Below are 18,424 nucleotides of genomic sequence, written 5' to 3' on the forward strand. Positions count from 1 at the left end.
TGAGCGGCTTATGTCTCGAGTGTCTGGGTGATGGAACAAGACGAGTTATTTCCCCACCAGCCCGCTCCTCATCTCGTAACGGACCCAAGATATCTCGAATTCGAGTCTTACACAATCCGGCCCTTTAGCGTAATAAGCTTCTTATAGAAAAACAACAATAATCTTAAACAGAGCATTTCTTAGCAACCATTTATCCCTGCTTCGTCTTTTATTTTCACAAGTGTTGCGATATTGAAGCATATAGTGAAGGAAAGGGGGATTAACGATGAAAATTTCAGAACTGCAGCTAAAAGACGTGATTGCTATGGAAACAGGGGAACGACTGGGTTATATTAGCGATTTGGACATAGACACACAGCGAGGGCGTTTAAAAGGGCTTGTCTTAACAATGAAGGGGAAAGCAATGGGTCTGTTTGGCAAAGAAGAAGAGATGGTCATTCCATGGGATCAGATCGTTAACATCGGTGCTGATGTGATTCTTATTAAAAAGTCAGGTTCTGCAGGATTTACTGTCTCCCAAAAGTCAGATTCGAAAGAATAATACAAGAAATAAGATGAATAATGTGTTAAAATGAAGGGAAATTGAGGTGGTAACATGCATGAGCCTTTTACAGCGAAAACGCTGCAACAACATTCTTGTTTTACTAATCATGAAAAAATAATTGCAGGTCTTACCACTAGACAAGGTGGCCATAGTGAGCGTCCTTTTAACACCCTGAACATGGGGCTCCATGTTCAGGATGAATCTGACACCGTACTGAGAAACAGGGAAGAACTGGCGCAGGAAACCGGCTTTCCTTTAAAAAACTGGATCATTGGCGAACAAATTCATGATATTCGGGTGAAAGTAATTGAAAATGGGGAAAAAGGAAAAGGAGTATTTTCCCACGAATCAGCAGTTGCTGGAGTTGACGGATTGATCACAAATCATACGGATGTATTACTCGGTGCCTTTTATGCGGATTGTGTGCCTCTATTTCTTTACGCACCTGTCTCTGGATGGATCGGTATTGCCCATGCAGGCTGGAAAGGAACCGTCCGAAACATGGTTTCCCAGATGATTGGCAAGTTAACCGCACAAGGCTGTTCTCTTGATGAGATTGAACTCGTCATTGGTCCATGCATAAGTGAGAAGAATTATGAAGTTGATCAGCGTGTATATGATCAGGTACCGGTGGAATTCCGGGGAGAAGCAGCTGTATATGTTTCTTCTGGAAAGTACAAGCTGGACTTAAAGAAACTAAACGAGGCCATGGCGCTTCAATCAGGTCTGAATAAAGAGAACGTCCTTGTCTCAAGGCTTTGTACATACGAGGAAGAGAATTTGTTTTACTCCCATCGCCGTGACCAGGGACGAACAGGACGTATGCTGGGCTTTATTGGTTTGAAAGGCTGATGGTGGAAGGAGAGAAAGATGTCGGTAGTTGAAAATCTTGAAAAAATAAAACAAAATATTGCTGAATCCTGCTATAATTGTGGACGCTCCATTGATGATATTACTATTATTGGAGTAACCAAATACGTGTCTATTGAGCGTGCACAAGAAGCTATTGATGCAGGAATTGTTAACCTGGGCGAGAATCGTAAAGAAGAACTTCTGGAAAAATATGAAGCAATTGGATCTCGTGCAAATTGGCACTTTATAGGATCACTGCAGTCTAGAAAAGTGAAAGATGTGATTGAGCAGATCACAATGATCCATTCCCTGGATAGGAAGTCTCTAGCCAAAGAAATTAATAAACGGGCTTCAGCACCAGTACCCTGCTTTGTACAAGTTAATGTGAGCCAGGAAGAGTCCAAGCATGGACTGGCCCCGGAAGAGGTGGAAGATTTTGTCCATTTAATGGAGGCTTATGAAAACGTTCAAGTGGCAGGTTTAATGACGATGGCTCCTCATGATGCCGACGAGGAGCGCCTCCGGGGGATTTTCAGACAGCTGCGTGCTTTGCGCGATAAGATCAGAGATAAACATTTGCCTTATGCTCCTTGCGAATATTTATCTATGGGAATGAGCAATGATTACCGTTTAGCCATTGAAGAAGGTGCGACTCATATCCGGATTGGTTCCAGCCTTGTAGGTTAACTAATAAAACTTGAGGTGATCAGCGTGAGTATGAAAAATAAATTACGGTCATTTTTTACTTTGGATGACGAATATGAATATGAATATGTAGATGAGGAGACTGAGGAACCAATGGAAGAAGAATACGAGCAGAAACAGCGAAGCCGAAGAAAAGAAGATACGCAGAATATCGTTAGTTTGAAAAGTGCAAAGTCCTCTTCCAAAATGGTATTGAACGAACCTAGCAGTTATAACGAAGCTCAGGAAATTGCCGATGAACTAGTCAATCGCCGAGCCGTGGTTATTAATCTTCAACGGGTTGATCATCATCAGGCGAAGCGAATTGTAGATTTTTTGAGCGGTACAGTATATGCTATAGGGGGAGATATTCAGAAATTAGGTTCACAGACTTTTCTATGTACTCCTGACAACGTGGAAATCTCAGGTTCCATATCTGATATGATTTCACAAGAAGATGAGGAACTCTATAAAAGGTGGTAAGTCATGGCGTTTTTGTTTAATATCTTAACGAGTGTATTAGAAATATACAGCTGGATTGTAATTATCTACATTTTGTTATCCTGGTTTCCAGGGGCCAGGGACTCAAGCTTTGGGGAAACGTTAGGACGTTTAGTCGAGCCGTTTCTAGAGCCGTTCCGCAAAATCATTCCTCCACTTGGAATGATTGATATTTCACCGATTGTAGCAATCCTGGTACTCAGGTTTGCCTCAGCCGGTTTACGTGAGCTGTATTATGTACTTGCAGGAATAGTTTAAAAACGGGAACAGGTCTTGGGAGTCACGCTTTGGAGCGCCCATATATCTGTTCCTTTTATTTATGGTTGGAGGTTGCTATGGATATTTATCAACATTTCAGGGAAGAGGAAAGACCCTTTATTGACCAGGTTTTGGCCTGGCGAGAGGACGTAGAGCTCAAGTACCAGAGAAAGTTGAGCGATTTCCTAAATCCAAGGGAACAGGATATTGTAAAAGCGGTTATGGGAAATCATCCGGACTTCAATTTTGGTCTGAGCGGCGGCAAAGATCAAGCCGAGCGCAAACGGGCGATTATTGCACCTGATTATGAATTTATTGAAGAAGATGATTATCAGCTCATCATGCTGGAAGCGTCTTACCCGGCGAAATTTGTGACCCTGGAGCACCCGGACGTTCTTGGAGCATTCATGTCTTTAGGGATCAGACGAGAGAAGCTTGGAGACCTGGTCGTGAAGGATGGTGTCATTCAGATTATCACGGATCAGGAAATAAGTGACTATATACGAATGAATTTTACAGGAGTCAAGCGAGCAACAGTTAACTTCGAAGAAAAGCCGTTATCTCAAATGCTTGAGAGCGAAGAAACGTGGGTTACGAAAGATACTACTGTTTCTTCACTAAGACTCGATGTCCTGGTAAAAGAAATCTATGGCATGTCCAGAAAGAAAGCAGGTATGCACATTGACAGCGGTCATGTGAAAGTGAATTTCCGTGTTGTAGAAAACGGTGCTTTTCAACTGCAAGAGGGAGATTTAATTTCTCTGAGAGGCCAGGGCAGAAGTAAACTTGAGGAAATTCAAGGCTTAACAAAGAAAGAAAAATATAAAGTATCCACTTCTAAATTGAATTAAAGGCTGATTCAAGAAGGAATCTTCACACAAATGGTCGAAACTAATCTACGAATGGAATACATCTAGGAGGTGTCTGGTGTGCCATTAACACCAATAGATATTCATAATAAGGAATTTACAAGAGGATTCAGAGGATATGATGAAGATGAAGTTAATGAATTTTTAGACCAGATCATTAAAAATTATGAAATGGTGATTCGCCAGAAGAAAGAACTTGAACACGAGGTCAGCGAGCTGAATGAAAGGCTCAGCCACTACAGCAACATTGAAGAGACTCTTAATAAATCGATAGAAGTTGCAAAAGAAACGGCAGAAGAGGTAAAAGCCAGCGCAAATAAAGAATCCAGTTTAATTATTAAAGAAGCAGAAAATGATGCATCACGAATTGTTAATGAAGCAGTAGAAAAATCCCGACGAATTTCTTCAGAAGTGGAAACGATGAAAAAGCAGGCTAAATTCTTCAAAATCCGTGTCCGCAAACTTGTTGAAGCTCAAATGGAGATGATTGACCACGAGGGCTGGGAAGACATGTTTGAGACAGAACTGGATGGAAGTGAAACACTTGAGGAAGCCATTGATAAGGAACTGACACCGAATCAAAACCGCTCCTGATTTCTACATAGTATGAATGAACAGCGGGTGAGCAGATGCCGTCTCATGGGAGGCGGCATTCATCGTTTGGGAGCGTGGAGGTTTTTCGTCTCATGCCCTAAAGAAGGAGAAAGCTAATGAGTGGTTGTTTTTCTGTTATCAAATGCTGCCCGCTCGTTTTATGGTACAATAGCGAAGGAATAATATTGATGGAGGCCGTCTATGTACGTGTATTATTTAATAGCTATGGCTATTATCATTCTTGACCAGTGGACCAAATGGCTCGTGGTATCGAACATGCAGATTGGGGAGAGCATTCCAATTATAGAGAATTTTTTCTACCTGACTTCGCATCGTAACCAGGGAGCTGCCTGGGGAATACTACAGGGTCAAATGTGGTTCTTTTACATTATTACTATTATCGTAATTGGTGTCGTCATTTATTACATGCAGCAATTCGCAAAGGAAAGCAGATTAGCGGGAGTAGCCTTATCTTTAATTCTTGGCGGAGCAATCGGCAACTTTATTGATCGTGTGTTTCGTAAAGAAGTAGTAGATTTTGCTGATACGTTGATTTTCTCGTACGACTTTCCTATTTTCAATGTGGCGGATTCTGCTTTAGTCATTGGAGTTATTTTAGTCATGCTCGCTACTTTGCTGGATGAGCGAAAGAAGAAAGGAAGTTTGGAACGTGAGTGAACAATATGAAGTAAGGCAGGATGATGAGTTTAAAAGGATCGATAAGCTTTTAACTGAAATCATAACCGACGCATCGCGCTCTCAAATTCAAGGCTGGCTTAAAGATAAGCTGGTCGAAGTAGATGGAGAAGCGGTTAAAAGTAATTATAAAGTACAGCAGGGGGATACCATTACGTGGAGCATCCCTGAACCAGAACCTTTGGAAGCTGCCCCTGAAAATATCGATATTGATATTGTCTATGAAGATGAGGACGTAGTTGTGGTTAATAAAGCTGCAGGAATGGTGGTTCATCCTTCCGCCGGACATTCAGGCGGAACTCTCGTCAATGCTTTATTGTATCATTGTAAGGGACTGTCTGGAATTAATGGAGTAGAACGGCCAGGAATTGTCCACCGCATCGATAAAGACACGAGTGGCCTTTTAGTCGTAGCTAAAAACGATAAGGCTCATCAATCTCTAGCTGAACAGCTGTCTAATAAATCGGTAGAGCGAAAATATGAAGCGATCGTTCACGGTCTGATCACCCATGAATATGGAACGATTGATGCACCGATCGGACGTGACCCTAAAGACCGGCAGCGGATGGCGGTTGTAGAAAACGGACGTGAAGCGGTTACTCATTTCAGGGTTCTTGATCATTTCGAAGATTTCACACTGGTTGAGTGCACACTGGAAACGGGGCGTACCCATCAGATTCGTGTTCATATGAAGTATATCAGTCATCCCCTTGCCGGTGATCCTAAATATGGTCCACGGAAAACATGGGGGCTGAATGGCCAGGCGCTGCATGCTAAATCTCTTGGATTCGAGCATCCGCGGACAGGAGAATGGGTGAAGTTTGAAGCCGAACCTCCTGAAGACTTTACGGAAATGATCCATTTTCTTAAAAACCGCCGTTGACAAAGTGAACATGCCATGACATAATCATGGATAGAATAAAAAGAGTCCTTTAAGAACAGTCCCGTGAGGCTGAGAAGGTGACGGATTTGCACGCGGTATTCGTGTGTACTAAAACCCCTTTTCTGCCTTTACGCGGAAAAGGGGTTTTTTTGCAGGGGGAATGAACATGAAATCTAAGACAACCGTTCTGGATGACGCAGCCATTCGCCGCGCACTGACACGGATATCTCATGAAATTATTGAAAAGAACAAAGGAGTAGACGATCTTGTTCTTGTGGGGATCAAAACGAGAGGGGTCCCGATCGCACAACGTTTGAAAAATAAAATTCAGGAAATTGAAGGTAAAGACCTGCCAGATGGTGAATTGGACATTACGCTGTATCGTGATGATTTGACGCCTAAGAAAGAACAGTCTGAGCCTGAATTAAAAGCTGCTCATATTAAAGCCAATATTGATGGCAAGAAAGTCATTCTCGTGGATGACGTCCTCTATACAGGCCGAACGGTGCGTGCCGCAATGGACGCTCTCATTGACCTCGGACGGCCTTCTCAAGTGCAATTAGCCGTACTAGTCGACAGGGGCCACAGGGAACTGCCGATTCGCGCGGATTTTGTAGGAAAGAATGTGCCTACCTCTCAGGATGAAGTAGTAACAGTCACGCTTTCTGAGACCGACGAAGCAGATCAAGTGACCATATTTGAAAAATAAATGATACCAATCACTACCTTTAAGGAAGTCCCGTGAGGCTTAAAAGGTCGTAATGATATGCGTGTTCTAATAACACGTTTACCTCTTTGCGCACTTTTAAGCAAGGAGGTTTTTTTATGACAATATTCCTCACGTCTGCATATGAATTCAAAGGAGGAAATCAACATGAACCAACAAAAAGCCGCACTTAATATCAATGAAGTTCCTAAAATGCACCAATGGTTAACGTTAAGCTTGCAGCATTTATTTGCAATGTTCGGCGCTACTATACTAGTTCCATTCTTAACCGGACTGCCGCCTTCCGTTGCATTAGTATCAAGCGGATTTGGCACACTAGCTTACTTATTAATTACACGAGGAAAAATACCGGCTTATCTCGGATCCAGTTTTGCTTTTATTGCTCCTATTATTCAAGTATCCGAGAACCACGGCATAGCCGGAGCCATGATCGGAAGCTTCCTGACCGGGCTTGTGTACGGACTCGTCGCTCTCTTCATCTCCTTGTTTGGAACGAAATGGCTGACGAAACTGCTTCCACCGATCGTTGTAGGACCCGTTATTATGGTGATTGGACTGGGACTTGCCTCTACCGCGATTGATATGGCCATGTACCTGCCGGGGCAGGAAGGAAATGTTTACAGCGGCACTCATTTCATGGTAGCGCTGGTCACCCTGGCCATAACAATCATCGCCTCTATATTCTTCCGAGGGTTTTTTTCACTGCTTCCGATTTTATTCGGAATCGTAGGCGGGTATCTGTTTGCACTCTCTCAAGGGATCGTAGACACTAGCGGCCTGAAAAGTGAGTGGACAGCTCTTACGTCAGCAGAATCTTTTGGAGGAGTTATAGGAGCCATATTTGAAATGCCCGATTTTGTTGTACCCTTTGTTGATTTCTCGCCGCTTTCAGTGTTCAGCTGGGAGATTGTCTTTCTGATGGTTCCCTTTGCGCTTGTAACGATAGCTGAACATACAGGTGACCAAATGGTCCTTTCAAAAGTAGTGGGCAGGAACTTTCTGAGAAATCCAGGATTAAACCGCTCGATTTTAGGAGATGGAGTAGCAACTGTGATTGCCTCCTGCCTGGGCGGACCGCCAAACACGACTTACGGTGAAAACATTGGCGTGCTAGCCATTACTCGAGTGTACAGTGTATTCGTTATTGGAGGGGCCGCAGTAATTGCCATTTTATTCGGCTTCCTGGGGATGATTACAGCATTGATCAGCTCTATTCCATCTGCTGTGATGGGCGGAGTTTCGATCCTCCTGTTCGGAATCATTGCCTCAAGCGGCCTGCGAATGTTGATTGATAATCAGATTGATTTGGGTGAAAAACGAAATCTGGTGATCTCTTCGGTTATTCTTGTCATCGGAATCGGAGGAGCCTTTATCCAGTTCACAGATAATTTTCAAATCGAAGGTATGGCTCTGTCGGCCATTATTGGTGTGCTTCTTAATCAAATCCTTCCTGGTAAAGAAAAAGGCGAAGGAAACGGAAGTATGTTTGAAGAACCGAGCGAAGAAGAAATGGAAGAAGAAAATAAAAGAGCGGTATAGTTTAACCAACGCACACGTTTTAACCAAGTCCTGTGAGGCTTAGAAGGGTGTAACGGGTTGGGCTCGTTTGTCATGCGAGTTCAGCACCCCCATACACCCGGGGGTGCTTTTTTTATAAAATTTCTTACGAGATGGGAGAGAAGAAACATGAAACATCTACTTTCCATGAAACAGTTAACAAACGATAAAATTCATCATCTATTCAAAATTGCAAAGGATTTAGAAAATGGAGAGCTCTCCTGGAAGGCTGAAGGGAAATTCGCTGCTAACCTGTTTTTAGAACCAAGTACAAGAACAAAGAGCAGTTTTCACATAGCAGAGCGGAAACTTGGACTGGATGTTCTCCATCTCGATGGAATGGATTCTAGTCTGACGAAGGGAGAAAGTTTACATGATACTTTGAAAACTCTGGAAGCGCTCGGAGTGGATATAGCTGTTGTACGACAATCTGAAGTCGGAATCCTGGACAGCTGCGCAGAGAATTTAAACCTTTCTCTTATTAATGCAGGCGATGGATGCGGCGAACATCCGACTCAATCTCTGCTCGATTTATATACTATACAAGAACAATTTGAAGAGTTTGAAGGTCTCCACGTAGCCATTGCAGGTGACCTTAAGCACAGCCGAGTGGCACGTTCCAACGCTCATGCGCTCCAACAGCTTGGTGCCAAGGTGTCATTTGTGACAAAACCAGAGTGGAAAGATTCAACTTTTTCCCATCGGTACATAACGATGGATGAAGCGGTCGAACAATGTGATGTTCTCATGCTCCTCCGAATTCAACATGAACGACACGAACAAAAGACATCTGCCTCATCCTATTTGAAAGACCACGGGTTAACGAAAGATAGAGAATCAAGAATGAAAGATGATGCGATTGTTCTTCACCCTGCCCCGGTGAACAGGGGAGTAGAAATAGATGCCGATCTTGTCGAATCAGAAAAATCACGGATTTTCAGACAGATGACCAATGGTGTGACGATTCGAATGGCTATCATTCAAGCATTATTGAAAGGGGAGCTGTAAATGCAGATAAAAATTGTAAATGGTAAAAGGCGAGTTAACGGAGAATGGGAAGCTTGTGAAGTACTAATTAACGAAGGTATTATCCAAAAGATCGGTAGCTCGATCAATGAGGAAGCAGAAAAAGTAATTGACGCTCAAGGTCAGCTTGTATCTGCTGGTCTGGTCGATGTTCACGTCCATCTGAGAGAACCAGGCGGAGAAGCGAAGGAAACGATCGAAACCGGGACGAAAGCTGCTGCCAAAGGTGGTTTTACTACCGTATGTGCGATGCCAAATACAAGACCGGTACCTGATACAAAGGAAAACCTCACTGCCTTGTGGGATAAGATCAATCAACATGCTCATGTGCGCGTACTTCCCTACGCATCTATTACAACGAGGCAACTTGGAGAAGAGCTCGTAGATATGGAACTATTAAGTGAGATTGGAGCTTTTGCATTCACAGACGATGGTGTAGGGGTCCAGACCGCCGGAAAGATGTATGAAGCAATGCTTGAAGCGAGCCGTGTGAACAAGGCTGTCGTGGCTCACTGTGAAGATAATTCGGTCGTTTATGGAGGAGTGGCCCATAAGGGAGAGGTAAGCGAACGCTTGAACCTCCCAGGAATCCCAAACATTGCCGAATCCATTCAAATAGCAAGAGATGTGCTTCTGGCCGAGGCTGCTGACTGTCACTATCACGTATGTCATGTTTCCACTAAGGAGTCCGTCCGGGTCATTCGAGATGCAAAACGTGCCGGTATCCGTGTAACTGCAGAAGTTACACCTCACCATTTAATTTTAAATGAACATTCGATTCATGAGGATGATGCCATGTTTAAAATGAATCCTCCACTCAGATCTGTTGAGGATCAGCAAGCACTTCTTGAAGGTCTCCGGGACGGGACCATAGATTTTATTGCTACAGACCATGCCCCTCATACGGAAGAGGATAAAACGCAAGGGTTCTTGAACTCTCCTTTTGGAATCACTGGATTCGAGACGGCGTTTCCTCTCCTTTATACGGAATTAGTCGAAAAAGAAGTAATCACCCTGGATGAGCTTCTTTACTGGATGACAGAGGCGCCTGCTGATGTATTCGACTTACCATACGGCCGCTTGGAAGAAGGGGCCCCTGCGGATATTACGCTTATTGACCTGAAAGAGAGCAAAGTCATAGACCGTCATCAATTTATCTCAAAGGGCAAGAATAGCCCGTTTCATAACTGGACAGCTAAAGGTTTTCCAGTCGTAACATTATCAAACGGAGAAATAGTTTGGGAGGAGGCACAAAATGAAGAAGCAGCTCGTACTTGAAGATGGCACCATTTTTGTCGGAGAAGGGTTCGGAAGTGAAAGGGAAACGATTGGAGAAATCGTATTTAATACTGGAATGACCGGCTATCAGGAGGTAATCTCAGATCCTTCCTACTGTGGGCAGCTCGTCACCTTCACTTATCCTTTAATCGGAAACTACGGAGTTAATCGTGATGACTTTGAGACCGTTAACCCATCCATACTCGGTGTGGTGGTAAAAGAGCATTGCGAACAGCCTTCCAACTTCCGCAGCGAAGAAACGTTGGATGAATTTTTAAAAGCTAAAGAAATTCCTGGCATCAGCGGCATTGATACAAGGAAGCTTACCAAGATTATTAGAAAACACGGAACTATGAAGGCGATGCTTACATCAAGCGAACGTCCTGTGAATGAAGTTATACAAACCTTAAGTGAGACTAAACTTGCTACGGATCAGGTTAAACAAGTGTCCACGGTCAAGCCTTATGTCGTTCCAGGCCGCGGCTATCGTATTGTGCTGATTGATTACGGCATGAAACACGGAATCTTAAGAGAATTCACGAAGCGAAACTGTCATGTGACGGTGGTTCCTTATAACACCACGGCTGAAGAAATCGAACGTCTTAAGCCTGACGGTGTTATGTTATCGAACGGACCAGGAGATCCGAAGAGTGTGCCGGAAGCGATTGAGACCGTCGGAAAATTAATTGGATCCGTTCCTATCTTTGGGATTTGCCTGGGTCACCAGCTGATCGCTCTTGCTTCAGGAGGCGATACTACGAAAATGAAATTTGGTCATCGCGGCTCAAACCAGCCGGTAAAAGATTTTGAAACCGGAAGGACATATATTACTTCACAAAACCACGGCTACACGGTCGATAAAGATTCGCTTACCGAGACGAATCTCTTGTTGACACAAGTGTCACTGAACGATGAGACCGTAGAAGGACTGCAGCATAAACAATTCCCGGTGTTTACTGCCCAGTACCATCCGGAGAGCTCACCGGGCCCGGAAGATACATCTCATTTATTTGATGAGTTTCTGCGCCAAGTTAAAGAAGATTTAGCTAAAGAGAAGGGGGAAGCAGCATGCCAAAACGTACAGATATAAGAAGAATCATGGTGATCGGTTCCGGTCCCATCGTAATCGGACAGGCGGCTGAATTTGATTATTCAGGCACCCAGGCCTGCCAATCTCTCAAAGAAGAAGGTTTCGAAGTCATTCTCGCCAATTCCAATCCGGCGACAATCATGACAGATCACACGTTTGCCGATCAAGTGTATATGGAACCGCTGACGGTTGAATTTTTGCAAAAAATTATTCGTAAAGAAAAACCGGATGCCATCCTGCCTACTCTTGGCGGACAGACTGGCTTGAATATGGCGGTGGGTTTAAGTGAATCTGGTATTCTTGAGCAATATGGGGTCGAACTATTAGGTACACCGCTTGAAGCCATTGAAAAAGCGGAGGACCGCGAGAAATTCCGTTCTCTTATGCATCAGATGAACCAGCCCGTACCGGAAAGTGAAATCGTAAGTTCCGTAGAAGAGGCCATCAATTTTGCGAATGATATTGGCTATCCAGTAATTGTCCGTCCTGCTTATACAATGGGCGGCGCTGGGGGAGGCATGTGCGATGACGAAGCCCAGCTGAGAGAAACGGCAAGGAACGGTCTCGCATTGTCTCCAGTAAAGCAGTGTTTAATAGAAAAGAATATCGCTGGATTTAAGGAAGTAGAGTATGAAGTAATGCGTGATAAAAGCGATCACGCGATTGTAGTGTGTAACATGGAAAACTTCGACCCTGTCGGTATCCACACGGGAGATTCTATTGTGGTAGCACCGTCCCAGACTCTAAGCGACCGGGAATACCAACTGCTTAGAAATGCGTCCCTGGATATCATTCGCGCGCTTGAAATCGAAGGAGGATGCAACGTCCAGCTCGCTTTAGACCCTCACAGTTTTCAGTATTATGTAATTGAAGTGAATCCGAGAGTCAGTCGTTCTTCTGCACTTGCTTCAAAGGCTACAGGTTATCCAATCGCCAAACTTGCGGCCAAGATTGCGGTAGGTATGACGCTTGATGAAATTCAAAATCCAATTACGGGCACCACTTATGCCTGCTTTGAACCAGCTCTCGACTATGTGGTTACGAAAATCCCACGCTGGCCTTTTGACAAATTTGCTAAAGGTAACCGGAAACTTGGAACTCAAATGAAGGCGACCGGAGAAGTCATGTCTATTGGACGGACGTTGGAAGAATCCTTGTTAAAAGGTGTCCGTTCTCTGGAAGGAGAGACAGAAGAGCTTTACATGAGCTCGATTGCCGAGCTTTCGAAAGAGCAAATGTTTACTCGTATGAAGTCAGCAGATGATGAAAGGATCTTCATTTTAGCGGAAGCATTAAGAAGAAAACATACCATTCAGGAGCTGCATGAACAAACAGGGATCGATTATTTCTTTTTGAACAAGCTTCAAAACATTATCCATTTAGAAGAAGAACTCAAACAGAAAGGCCTAGAAGAGGATTTACTTCTTAAAGTAAAACGAGCAGGCTTTGCGGATCGTCAAATTGCCCGCCTTGCGGAATGTTCCATCGATGATGTAATGGCCTACCGTAAAGAACGCAGTATTCTGCCTGTGTACAAAATGGTTGATACATGTGCCGGGGAATTTGCATCAGAAACGCCTTATTTTTATAGCAGCTATGAAGACGAAAATGAATCGCTGCCCTCCAATAATAAGAAAGTACTCGTTATTGGTTCGGGACCGATTCGAATTGGCCAGGGGGTAGAGTTCGACTACGCTACGGTTCACTCGGTCCTTGCTCTTAAAGAAATGGGCTATGAAGCGATTATAATGAATAATAATCCGGAAACGGTCTCAACCGATTTCAGCGTTTCAGACAAGCTTTATTTTGAACCTCTGACGCTTGAGGATGTCATGAACGTAATCGATCTGGAAGAACCAGAAGGAGTGATCGTCCAGTTCGGCGGACAGACGGCCATTAATCTTGTAGAAGGGTTGAGCCGCCAGGGGGTTCAAATTTTAGGAACTACGATGGATGCTATCAATCAGACAGAAGATCGTGACTTATTCGAGCAGCTGCTTAATAAACTTGAAATCGCTAAACCTGGCGGGGAGAGCGTAACAAGCGAAGAGGAAGCCCTTCAGGCAGCCGCTCATATTGGTTATCCACTCGTTGTAAGACCTTCCTATGTACTCGGTGGGCGCGCAATGGCGATCGTCTATTCAGAAGAAGAGTTGAAAACCTACTTGGAAACGAATGTAACGGTCCACAACGGCCACCCGATATTAATTGATAAATATATGACGGGGATGGAGATCGAAGTGGATGCCATTACAGACGGAAACGACGTATTTATTCCGGGGATTATGGAGCACATTGAACGAGCTGGTGTGCACTCCGGCGACTCCATGGGCGTGTATCCGACCCAGCGTCTGGCGCAGTCTCTTGAAGATCAGTGCATTGAGGCTACAACCAAGATCGCTAGAGAGTTAAATATGAAGGGTCTTATTAACATTCAGTTTGTTGTGTTTGAGGATACAGCTTACGTTCTTGAAGTGAACCCTAGAGCCAGCCGTACCGTCCCGTTCCTCAGTAAAATTACCGGCGTACCTATGGCAAAACTGGCTACACAAGTTATTCTTGGAGAGAAGCTGCCAGAGCTGGGCTTTCCTTCGGGAGTGGCTCCTAAGCCGGACGGCGTGTATGTGAAAGTGCCTGTCTTCTCTTTTGAAAAATTAAGAAGCGTGGATACGACTCTTGGACCTGAAATGAAATCCACAGGTGAAGTGATCGGGTACGACCAGACATTAGAGAAAGCTCTATTTAAAGGGATGATCTCCGCAGGACTTAAAATACCAACTCAAGGGTCTGTCTTACTAACCGTAGCCGATAAAGATAAAACAGAAATGCTGGAAATCGCCCAGACATTTTATGAGCTAGGATTCCAGCTGTTTGCTACCGAAGGAACAGCAGCGGTCATTGAAGAAGCCAAGATTCCTGTTGAAGCGGTCGGTAAAGTAGGATCTGATCAAAGAGATGTAATAGATTTAATTCAAAACGGAGATGTCCAGTTCGTTGTTAATACCCTGAATACTGGATCAAGAGCAAGGTCTGACGGATTCCGTATCCGCAGGGAAGCGGTCGAGCATGGCATCGCCTGTCTGACCAGTCTGGATACAGCGAAAGCGATCGTGGATGTCATTAATGTCATGACCTTTACAGCCCGTGCCATTCCGCCAATGGAAGCGGTGAAACCCTAATGAGAAGAGAATGGATGGAAATCGTCGATCATAGTGCAGTAGCGAAAGATACCTATCGAATGGTATTGAAAGGTCAGATTGCAGAAGAAGTTGAAGATCCAGGCCAGTTTGTGCATATCCAGGTAAGTGACCGTTTCTTTCTCAGGCGTCCTGTTTCCATTGCAGATGTACACCCAGACAAGAGCGAGATTACTTTACTTTATAAAGTATTAGGAGACGGAACGCAGGCTCTTACAGAAAAACAGACAGGGGATAAACTTGATGTTCTTGGACCAGGCGGTCAGGGCTTTCCGATTGAAGAAGATGTGCGCGAAGCCTTAATAGTAGGTGGGGGGATTGGGGTCCCTCCCCTTTATTACCTGGCGAAGCAGCTCGTGGAACAAGGTATAAAAGTCACCACTGTACTAGGTTTCAGAAGTAAGGAAGAGGCGTTTTTAGTCGATGAATTCAAGGATCTTGGCTCTGTATATATAACTACGGATGATGGCAGTCTTGGTGAACGGGGACTTGTAACCGATCGAACCGGGGAGCTGAGAGGAAGCTTTGATACGTATTTTTCATGCGGTCCAACGGTCATGTTGAAGGCTATATCCAATCAGCTGGAAGACGTACGCGGTTATATTTCGATGGAAGAAAGAATGGGCTGCGGTATTGGAGCCTGTTTTGCCTGCGTGGTTCATACACCGGAAGACGATGAAAAAGGGTACCGCCGTGTCTGCTGTGATGGACCAGTCTTTAAAGCGAAGGAGGTTGTATTGTAATGGACATTTCACTTTCTTTACCAGGACTGGATTTAAAAAATCCTATCATGCCAGCTTCCGGATGCTTTGGATTTGGGAAGGAATTTGCTCAGTTTTATGATCTTTCCGAGTTAGGGGCTGTTATATTAAAAGCTGCAACTGGCGAGAAGCGGTACGGCAACGAGGCACCGCGAGTAGCTGAAACTTCCAGTGGAATGTTGAATGCGATCGGTCTGCAAAATCCTGGCGTCAAGAAAATTGTGAAGGAAGAAATTCCTTTTCTAAAAACTTACCATACTCCGCTGATTGCCAATGTTTCCGGAAGTACGATGGAAGAATATGAACAGGTCGCTGAAACCATTTGTAGGGAAGTCGATGCACTGGAGCTGAATATCTCCTGCCCGAACGTTAAAGAAGGCGGTGTCCAGTTTGGTACGGACCCACGACTCGCAGAGGAAGTAACAGCCAGGGTGAAAGCCGTAAGTACAGTTCCGGTCTACGTGAAACTCTCACCAAATGTGACAGATATTGTGGCACTTGCTAAAGCAGCAGCGGCTGGCGGAGCAGATGGATTATCGATGATCAATACATTAACAGGTATGAGAATTGATCCGGCAACGAGAAGGCCGATTATCTCCAATCAGACGGGAGGTCTTTCCGGACCAGCCGTAAAACCGGTAGCCATCCGAATGATTCATCAAGTCTATCAAGCTGTAAATCTCCCGATTATCGGCATGGGGGGAATTGAAACGACAGACGACATCATCGAATATATGCTGGCAGGGGCCAGTGCGGTTGCAGTAGGCAGTTCCAATTTCAAGAATCCTCTCATCTGTAAAGAGCTGATCGAACAATTGCCTGAGGCACTTAACAAATATGGTTTCTCATCTTTAGAAGAAGTGATTGGAGGGGCCCATCATGAAACAGCTGCATCCGGTTTATTTCGCGCTTGATTTTGAAACAGGAGCAGACGCTCTTCATTTCCTGAAATCTTATCAGCTGGAAGGCATCCCGGTTAAAGTCGGAATGGAGCTTTTCTACAGGGAAGGCCCAGCCATTATCCGTCAATTAAAAGAAAATCATCATCCTGTGTTTCTGGATTTGAAGCTTCACGATATTCCTAAAACCGTGCAAAGAGCAATGGCTAATCTGGCACGCCTCGGGGTAGATGTAGTTAACGTCCATGCTCAGGGAGGGTCTGATATGATCGAGGCTGCGCGAGATGGACTTGAACAGGAAGATGAATCAAAGCGGCCTTTACTGCTCGCGGTTACCATTCTCACATCTTCTGATGCTGCCATGATTCAAAATGAGCTCCTTCTCAGCCATTCACTAGAAAGCATGGTGGTTCATTATGCGGAGATGGCTAAACAAAATGGAGCCGATGGCGTCGTGTGTTCAGTTAAAGAATCACGTCTAATTAAAGAAGCGGCAGGAGAAGAATTTTACACGCTTACTCCTGGTATTCGCCTGCCTTCAGGTGAGACTCATGACCAGAAGCGAGTTGCTACACCAGAAGAAGCGAAAAAAGAACAAAGCAATTCAATTGTCGTGGGCCGTGCAATCAGGGAATCCGAAGACCCGCGGCACACCTATGAAACAATGAAGGAGGCATTCACCCATGGATGATCAGCTGATACAGGATTTATTAGAGATAGAAGCCGTTAAAATAGAAGTAGACAACATGTTTACTTGGACTTCAGGCCTGCGCTCTCCTATCTATTGCGACAATCGTATGACAATGTCCTATCCAGAGATTCGACGCCGAGTGACTGAAGGATTTGTAGAGTTAATTAAAGAGCTTGAGCCAGATGTTGATGTAATTGCAGGATGTGCAACAGCCGGTATTCCTCATGCCGCCTGGGTGGCCGAGCGACTCGACTTGCCGATGGTGTACGTTCGTTCCTCGCCGAAGAAACATGGGAAAGGAAACCAAATTGAAGGACATATTGAAAAGGGGCAGCGTGCCGTGGTCATCGAAGACTTGATTTCTACTGGAAAATCCTCCATCGAGTCTGCTCAAGCATTGCGGATGGCAGGAGTAGAAGTAGATACGGTGCTGTCTATTTTTACGTATAATTTAGAGAGAGCGCAAGAAGCCTTCCAGGAAAACGAATTCTCTTATCAATCACTGGCAAGCTTTGATCAACTACTACTTCAGTTAATTCAACAGGGTCAGTTAAAAGAGAAAGAAGTCCAATTACTAAATGAGTGGAAAAAAGATCCGGCTGTCTTTACACAAAATTAATATAGGGTCAGTTGCTATTTGGAGCGTCTCCTAGTAGGATGGAATCATCAGAAAGTAATGGTGATGATATTGAAATCAAGAAAGCATTCTTTTTTTATATTAATGAACGCGTCCCTTGGGTTACTCACGTGCTTTGTCTATTTATATACGTGGGTGGCTTTTTCTTTCATGGAATCCATGTTTTCCTGGCAGCCTCTGCTAAGCCTGGCGGGTTCGATTACGCTGTTTATTCTATGGAACATGTATATGCTGAAGAGAGAAAGAAATCGGTACTGGGCGCAGGCCATTTTTTCCTATATCGGCTCCATAGTCATTTTTGCGTATTTTTTAACGTAAAAAAAGACTGTGCTCTTACAGGACCATCGATGATCACGGAGATGCCCCCGAAATAGCGGTTGAATGAACTAATATCAGCTTAACCAACTCTCTCTATTAACCATTGTATTAATTTTTCATAAGGACTTATTAGGGCAGTATACTGTAAGACTCAGCTTCAAGATATTGGATGAGCGTAAGGGGCTCCGGGGAATCGACTCGCTTTCCGCGGGCGTTTGTTGAGCCTCCTCGAGCTATGAACTGACCCCCTAAAATTGGACACGTTCCTTAAACTTATCACGCCGATTCTTGAAACTGGGTTCGATAAGAAACGGGGCTCATTCTGAGCTTTGATTTGATACGTTTATGGTTATAGTAATGGA

General features: G+C 44.4%; 21 protein-coding genes. 20 read left to right on the forward strand and 1 reads right to left on the reverse strand.

What is annotated here, in order from left to right; all coding sequences use genetic code 11:
• Nucleotides 1-265: 265 nt before the first annotated feature.
• The 20 genes from ACTWPM_RS19815 (at nucleotide 266) to ACTWPM_RS19910 (ending at nucleotide 18,118) form a co-directional block, all read left to right on the forward strand.
• Entirely contained in the window at nucleotides 266-541 is a 276-nt protein-coding gene (locus ACTWPM_RS19815; RefSeq protein ID WP_089752863.1) for a YlmC/YmxH family sporulation protein, read from the forward strand.
• Nucleotides 542-595: 54 nt separating this feature from the next.
• Complete coding sequence (pgeF, locus tag ACTWPM_RS19820) at nucleotides 596-1,396, forward strand: peptidoglycan editing factor PgeF (protein WP_443134704.1); 801 nt, start codon at nucleotides 596-598, stop codon at nucleotides 1,394-1,396.
• Between the two features lie 18 nt (nucleotides 1,397-1,414).
• Complete coding sequence (locus ACTWPM_RS19825) at nucleotides 1,415-2,083, forward strand: YggS family pyridoxal phosphate-dependent enzyme (protein WP_443134705.1); 669 nt, start codon at nucleotides 1,415-1,417, stop codon at nucleotides 2,081-2,083.
• Nucleotides 2,084-2,107: 24 nt separating this feature from the next.
• Nucleotides 2,108-2,563, forward strand: coding sequence for a cell division protein SepF (locus ACTWPM_RS19830; protein WP_443134706.1), 456 nt, complete (start codon nucleotides 2,108-2,110; stop codon nucleotides 2,561-2,563).
• Between the two features lie 3 nt (nucleotides 2,564-2,566).
• Nucleotides 2,567-2,839: a YggT family protein gene (locus ACTWPM_RS19835; protein WP_443134707.1), complete on the forward strand. Its 273-nt coding sequence runs from the start codon at nucleotides 2,567-2,569 to the stop codon at nucleotides 2,837-2,839.
• A gap of 77 nt (nucleotides 2,840-2,916) precedes the next feature.
• Entirely contained in the window at nucleotides 2,917-3,690 is a 774-nt protein-coding gene (locus ACTWPM_RS19840) for a YlmH family RNA-binding protein (protein WP_443134708.1), read from the forward strand.
• Between the two features lie 78 nt (nucleotides 3,691-3,768).
• Entirely contained in the window at nucleotides 3,769-4,302 is a 534-nt protein-coding gene (locus tag ACTWPM_RS19845; RefSeq protein ID WP_443134709.1) for a DivIVA domain-containing protein, read from the forward strand.
• Between the two features lie 201 nt (nucleotides 4,303-4,503).
• A complete protein-coding gene (lspA, locus tag ACTWPM_RS19850; RefSeq protein WP_443134710.1) occupies nucleotides 4,504-4,980 on the forward strand; it encodes a signal peptidase II in 477 nt (158 codons plus the stop codon).
• On the forward strand, nucleotides 4,973-5,881 hold the full coding sequence (locus ACTWPM_RS19855) for an RluA family pseudouridine synthase (RefSeq protein ID WP_443134711.1): 909 nt from the start codon (nucleotides 4,973-4,975) through the stop codon (nucleotides 5,879-5,881). The genes lspA and ACTWPM_RS19855 overlap by 8 nt, the downstream gene beginning before the upstream one ends.
• A gap of 166 nt (nucleotides 5,882-6,047) precedes the next feature.
• The gene (gene pyrR / locus ACTWPM_RS19860) at nucleotides 6,048-6,590 is read left to right on the forward strand and encodes a bifunctional pyr operon transcriptional regulator/uracil phosphoribosyltransferase PyrR (protein ID WP_443134712.1); all 543 of its coding nucleotides are present in this window, start codon (nucleotides 6,048-6,050) and stop codon (nucleotides 6,588-6,590) included.
• Between the two features lie 165 nt (nucleotides 6,591-6,755).
• Nucleotides 6,756-8,147 (forward strand): uracil-xanthine permease family protein, encoded by a 1,392-nt coding sequence (locus tag ACTWPM_RS19865; RefSeq protein WP_443134713.1) that lies wholly within the window; start codon nucleotides 6,756-6,758, stop codon nucleotides 8,145-8,147.
• Nucleotides 8,148-8,294: 147 nt separating this feature from the next.
• Nucleotides 8,295-9,173 (forward strand): aspartate carbamoyltransferase catalytic subunit, encoded by an 879-nt coding sequence (locus tag ACTWPM_RS19870; protein WP_443134714.1) that lies wholly within the window; start codon nucleotides 8,295-8,297, stop codon nucleotides 9,171-9,173.
• The gene (locus ACTWPM_RS19875; protein ID WP_443134715.1) at nucleotides 9,174-10,469 is read left to right on the forward strand and encodes a dihydroorotase; all 1,296 of its coding nucleotides are present in this window, start codon (nucleotides 9,174-9,176) and stop codon (nucleotides 10,467-10,469) included. It abuts the gene before it with no gap.
• Entirely contained in the window at nucleotides 10,447-11,559 is a 1,113-nt protein-coding gene (locus ACTWPM_RS19880) for a carbamoyl phosphate synthase small subunit (protein ID WP_443134716.1), read from the forward strand. Before ACTWPM_RS19875 ends, ACTWPM_RS19880 begins: the two co-directional genes overlap by 23 nt.
• A complete protein-coding gene (gene carB, locus ACTWPM_RS19885) occupies nucleotides 11,538-14,738 on the forward strand; it encodes a carbamoyl-phosphate synthase large subunit (RefSeq protein ID WP_443134717.1) in 3,201 nt (1,066 codons plus the stop codon). Before ACTWPM_RS19880 ends, carB begins: the two co-directional genes overlap by 22 nt.
• Entirely contained in the window at nucleotides 14,738-15,499 is a 762-nt protein-coding gene (locus ACTWPM_RS19890; protein ID WP_443134718.1) for a dihydroorotate dehydrogenase electron transfer subunit, read from the forward strand. Before carB ends, ACTWPM_RS19890 begins: the two co-directional genes overlap by 1 nt.
• Entirely contained in the window at nucleotides 15,499-16,431 is a 933-nt protein-coding gene (locus ACTWPM_RS19895; RefSeq protein WP_443134719.1) for a dihydroorotate dehydrogenase, read from the forward strand. Before ACTWPM_RS19890 ends, ACTWPM_RS19895 begins: the two co-directional genes overlap by 1 nt.
• A complete protein-coding gene (pyrF, locus tag ACTWPM_RS19900) occupies nucleotides 16,397-17,107 on the forward strand; it encodes an orotidine-5'-phosphate decarboxylase (protein ID WP_443134720.1) in 711 nt (236 codons plus the stop codon). The genes ACTWPM_RS19895 and pyrF overlap by 35 nt, the downstream gene beginning before the upstream one ends.
• Nucleotides 17,100-17,726, forward strand: coding sequence for an orotate phosphoribosyltransferase (pyrE, locus tag ACTWPM_RS19905; protein ID WP_443134721.1), 627 nt, complete (start codon nucleotides 17,100-17,102; stop codon nucleotides 17,724-17,726). Before pyrF ends, pyrE begins: the two co-directional genes overlap by 8 nt.
• Before the next feature lie 38 nt (nucleotides 17,727-17,764).
• Nucleotides 17,765-18,118 (forward strand): hypothetical protein, encoded by a 354-nt coding sequence (locus ACTWPM_RS19910; protein WP_443134722.1) that lies wholly within the window; start codon nucleotides 17,765-17,767, stop codon nucleotides 18,116-18,118.
• A gap of 220 nt (nucleotides 18,119-18,338) precedes the next feature.
• Here ACTWPM_RS19910 and ACTWPM_RS19915 read toward each other — a convergent pair.
• Nucleotides 18,339-18,424, reverse strand: an 86-nt coding sequence (locus ACTWPM_RS19915) for an IS3 family transposase (RefSeq protein ID WP_443134723.1), incomplete at its 5' end; no start/stop codon positions are given.

Source organism: Halobacillus sp. K22, assembly GCF_052246795.1.
Lineage (GTDB): Bacteria > Bacillota > Bacilli > Bacillales > Halobacillaceae > Halobacillus.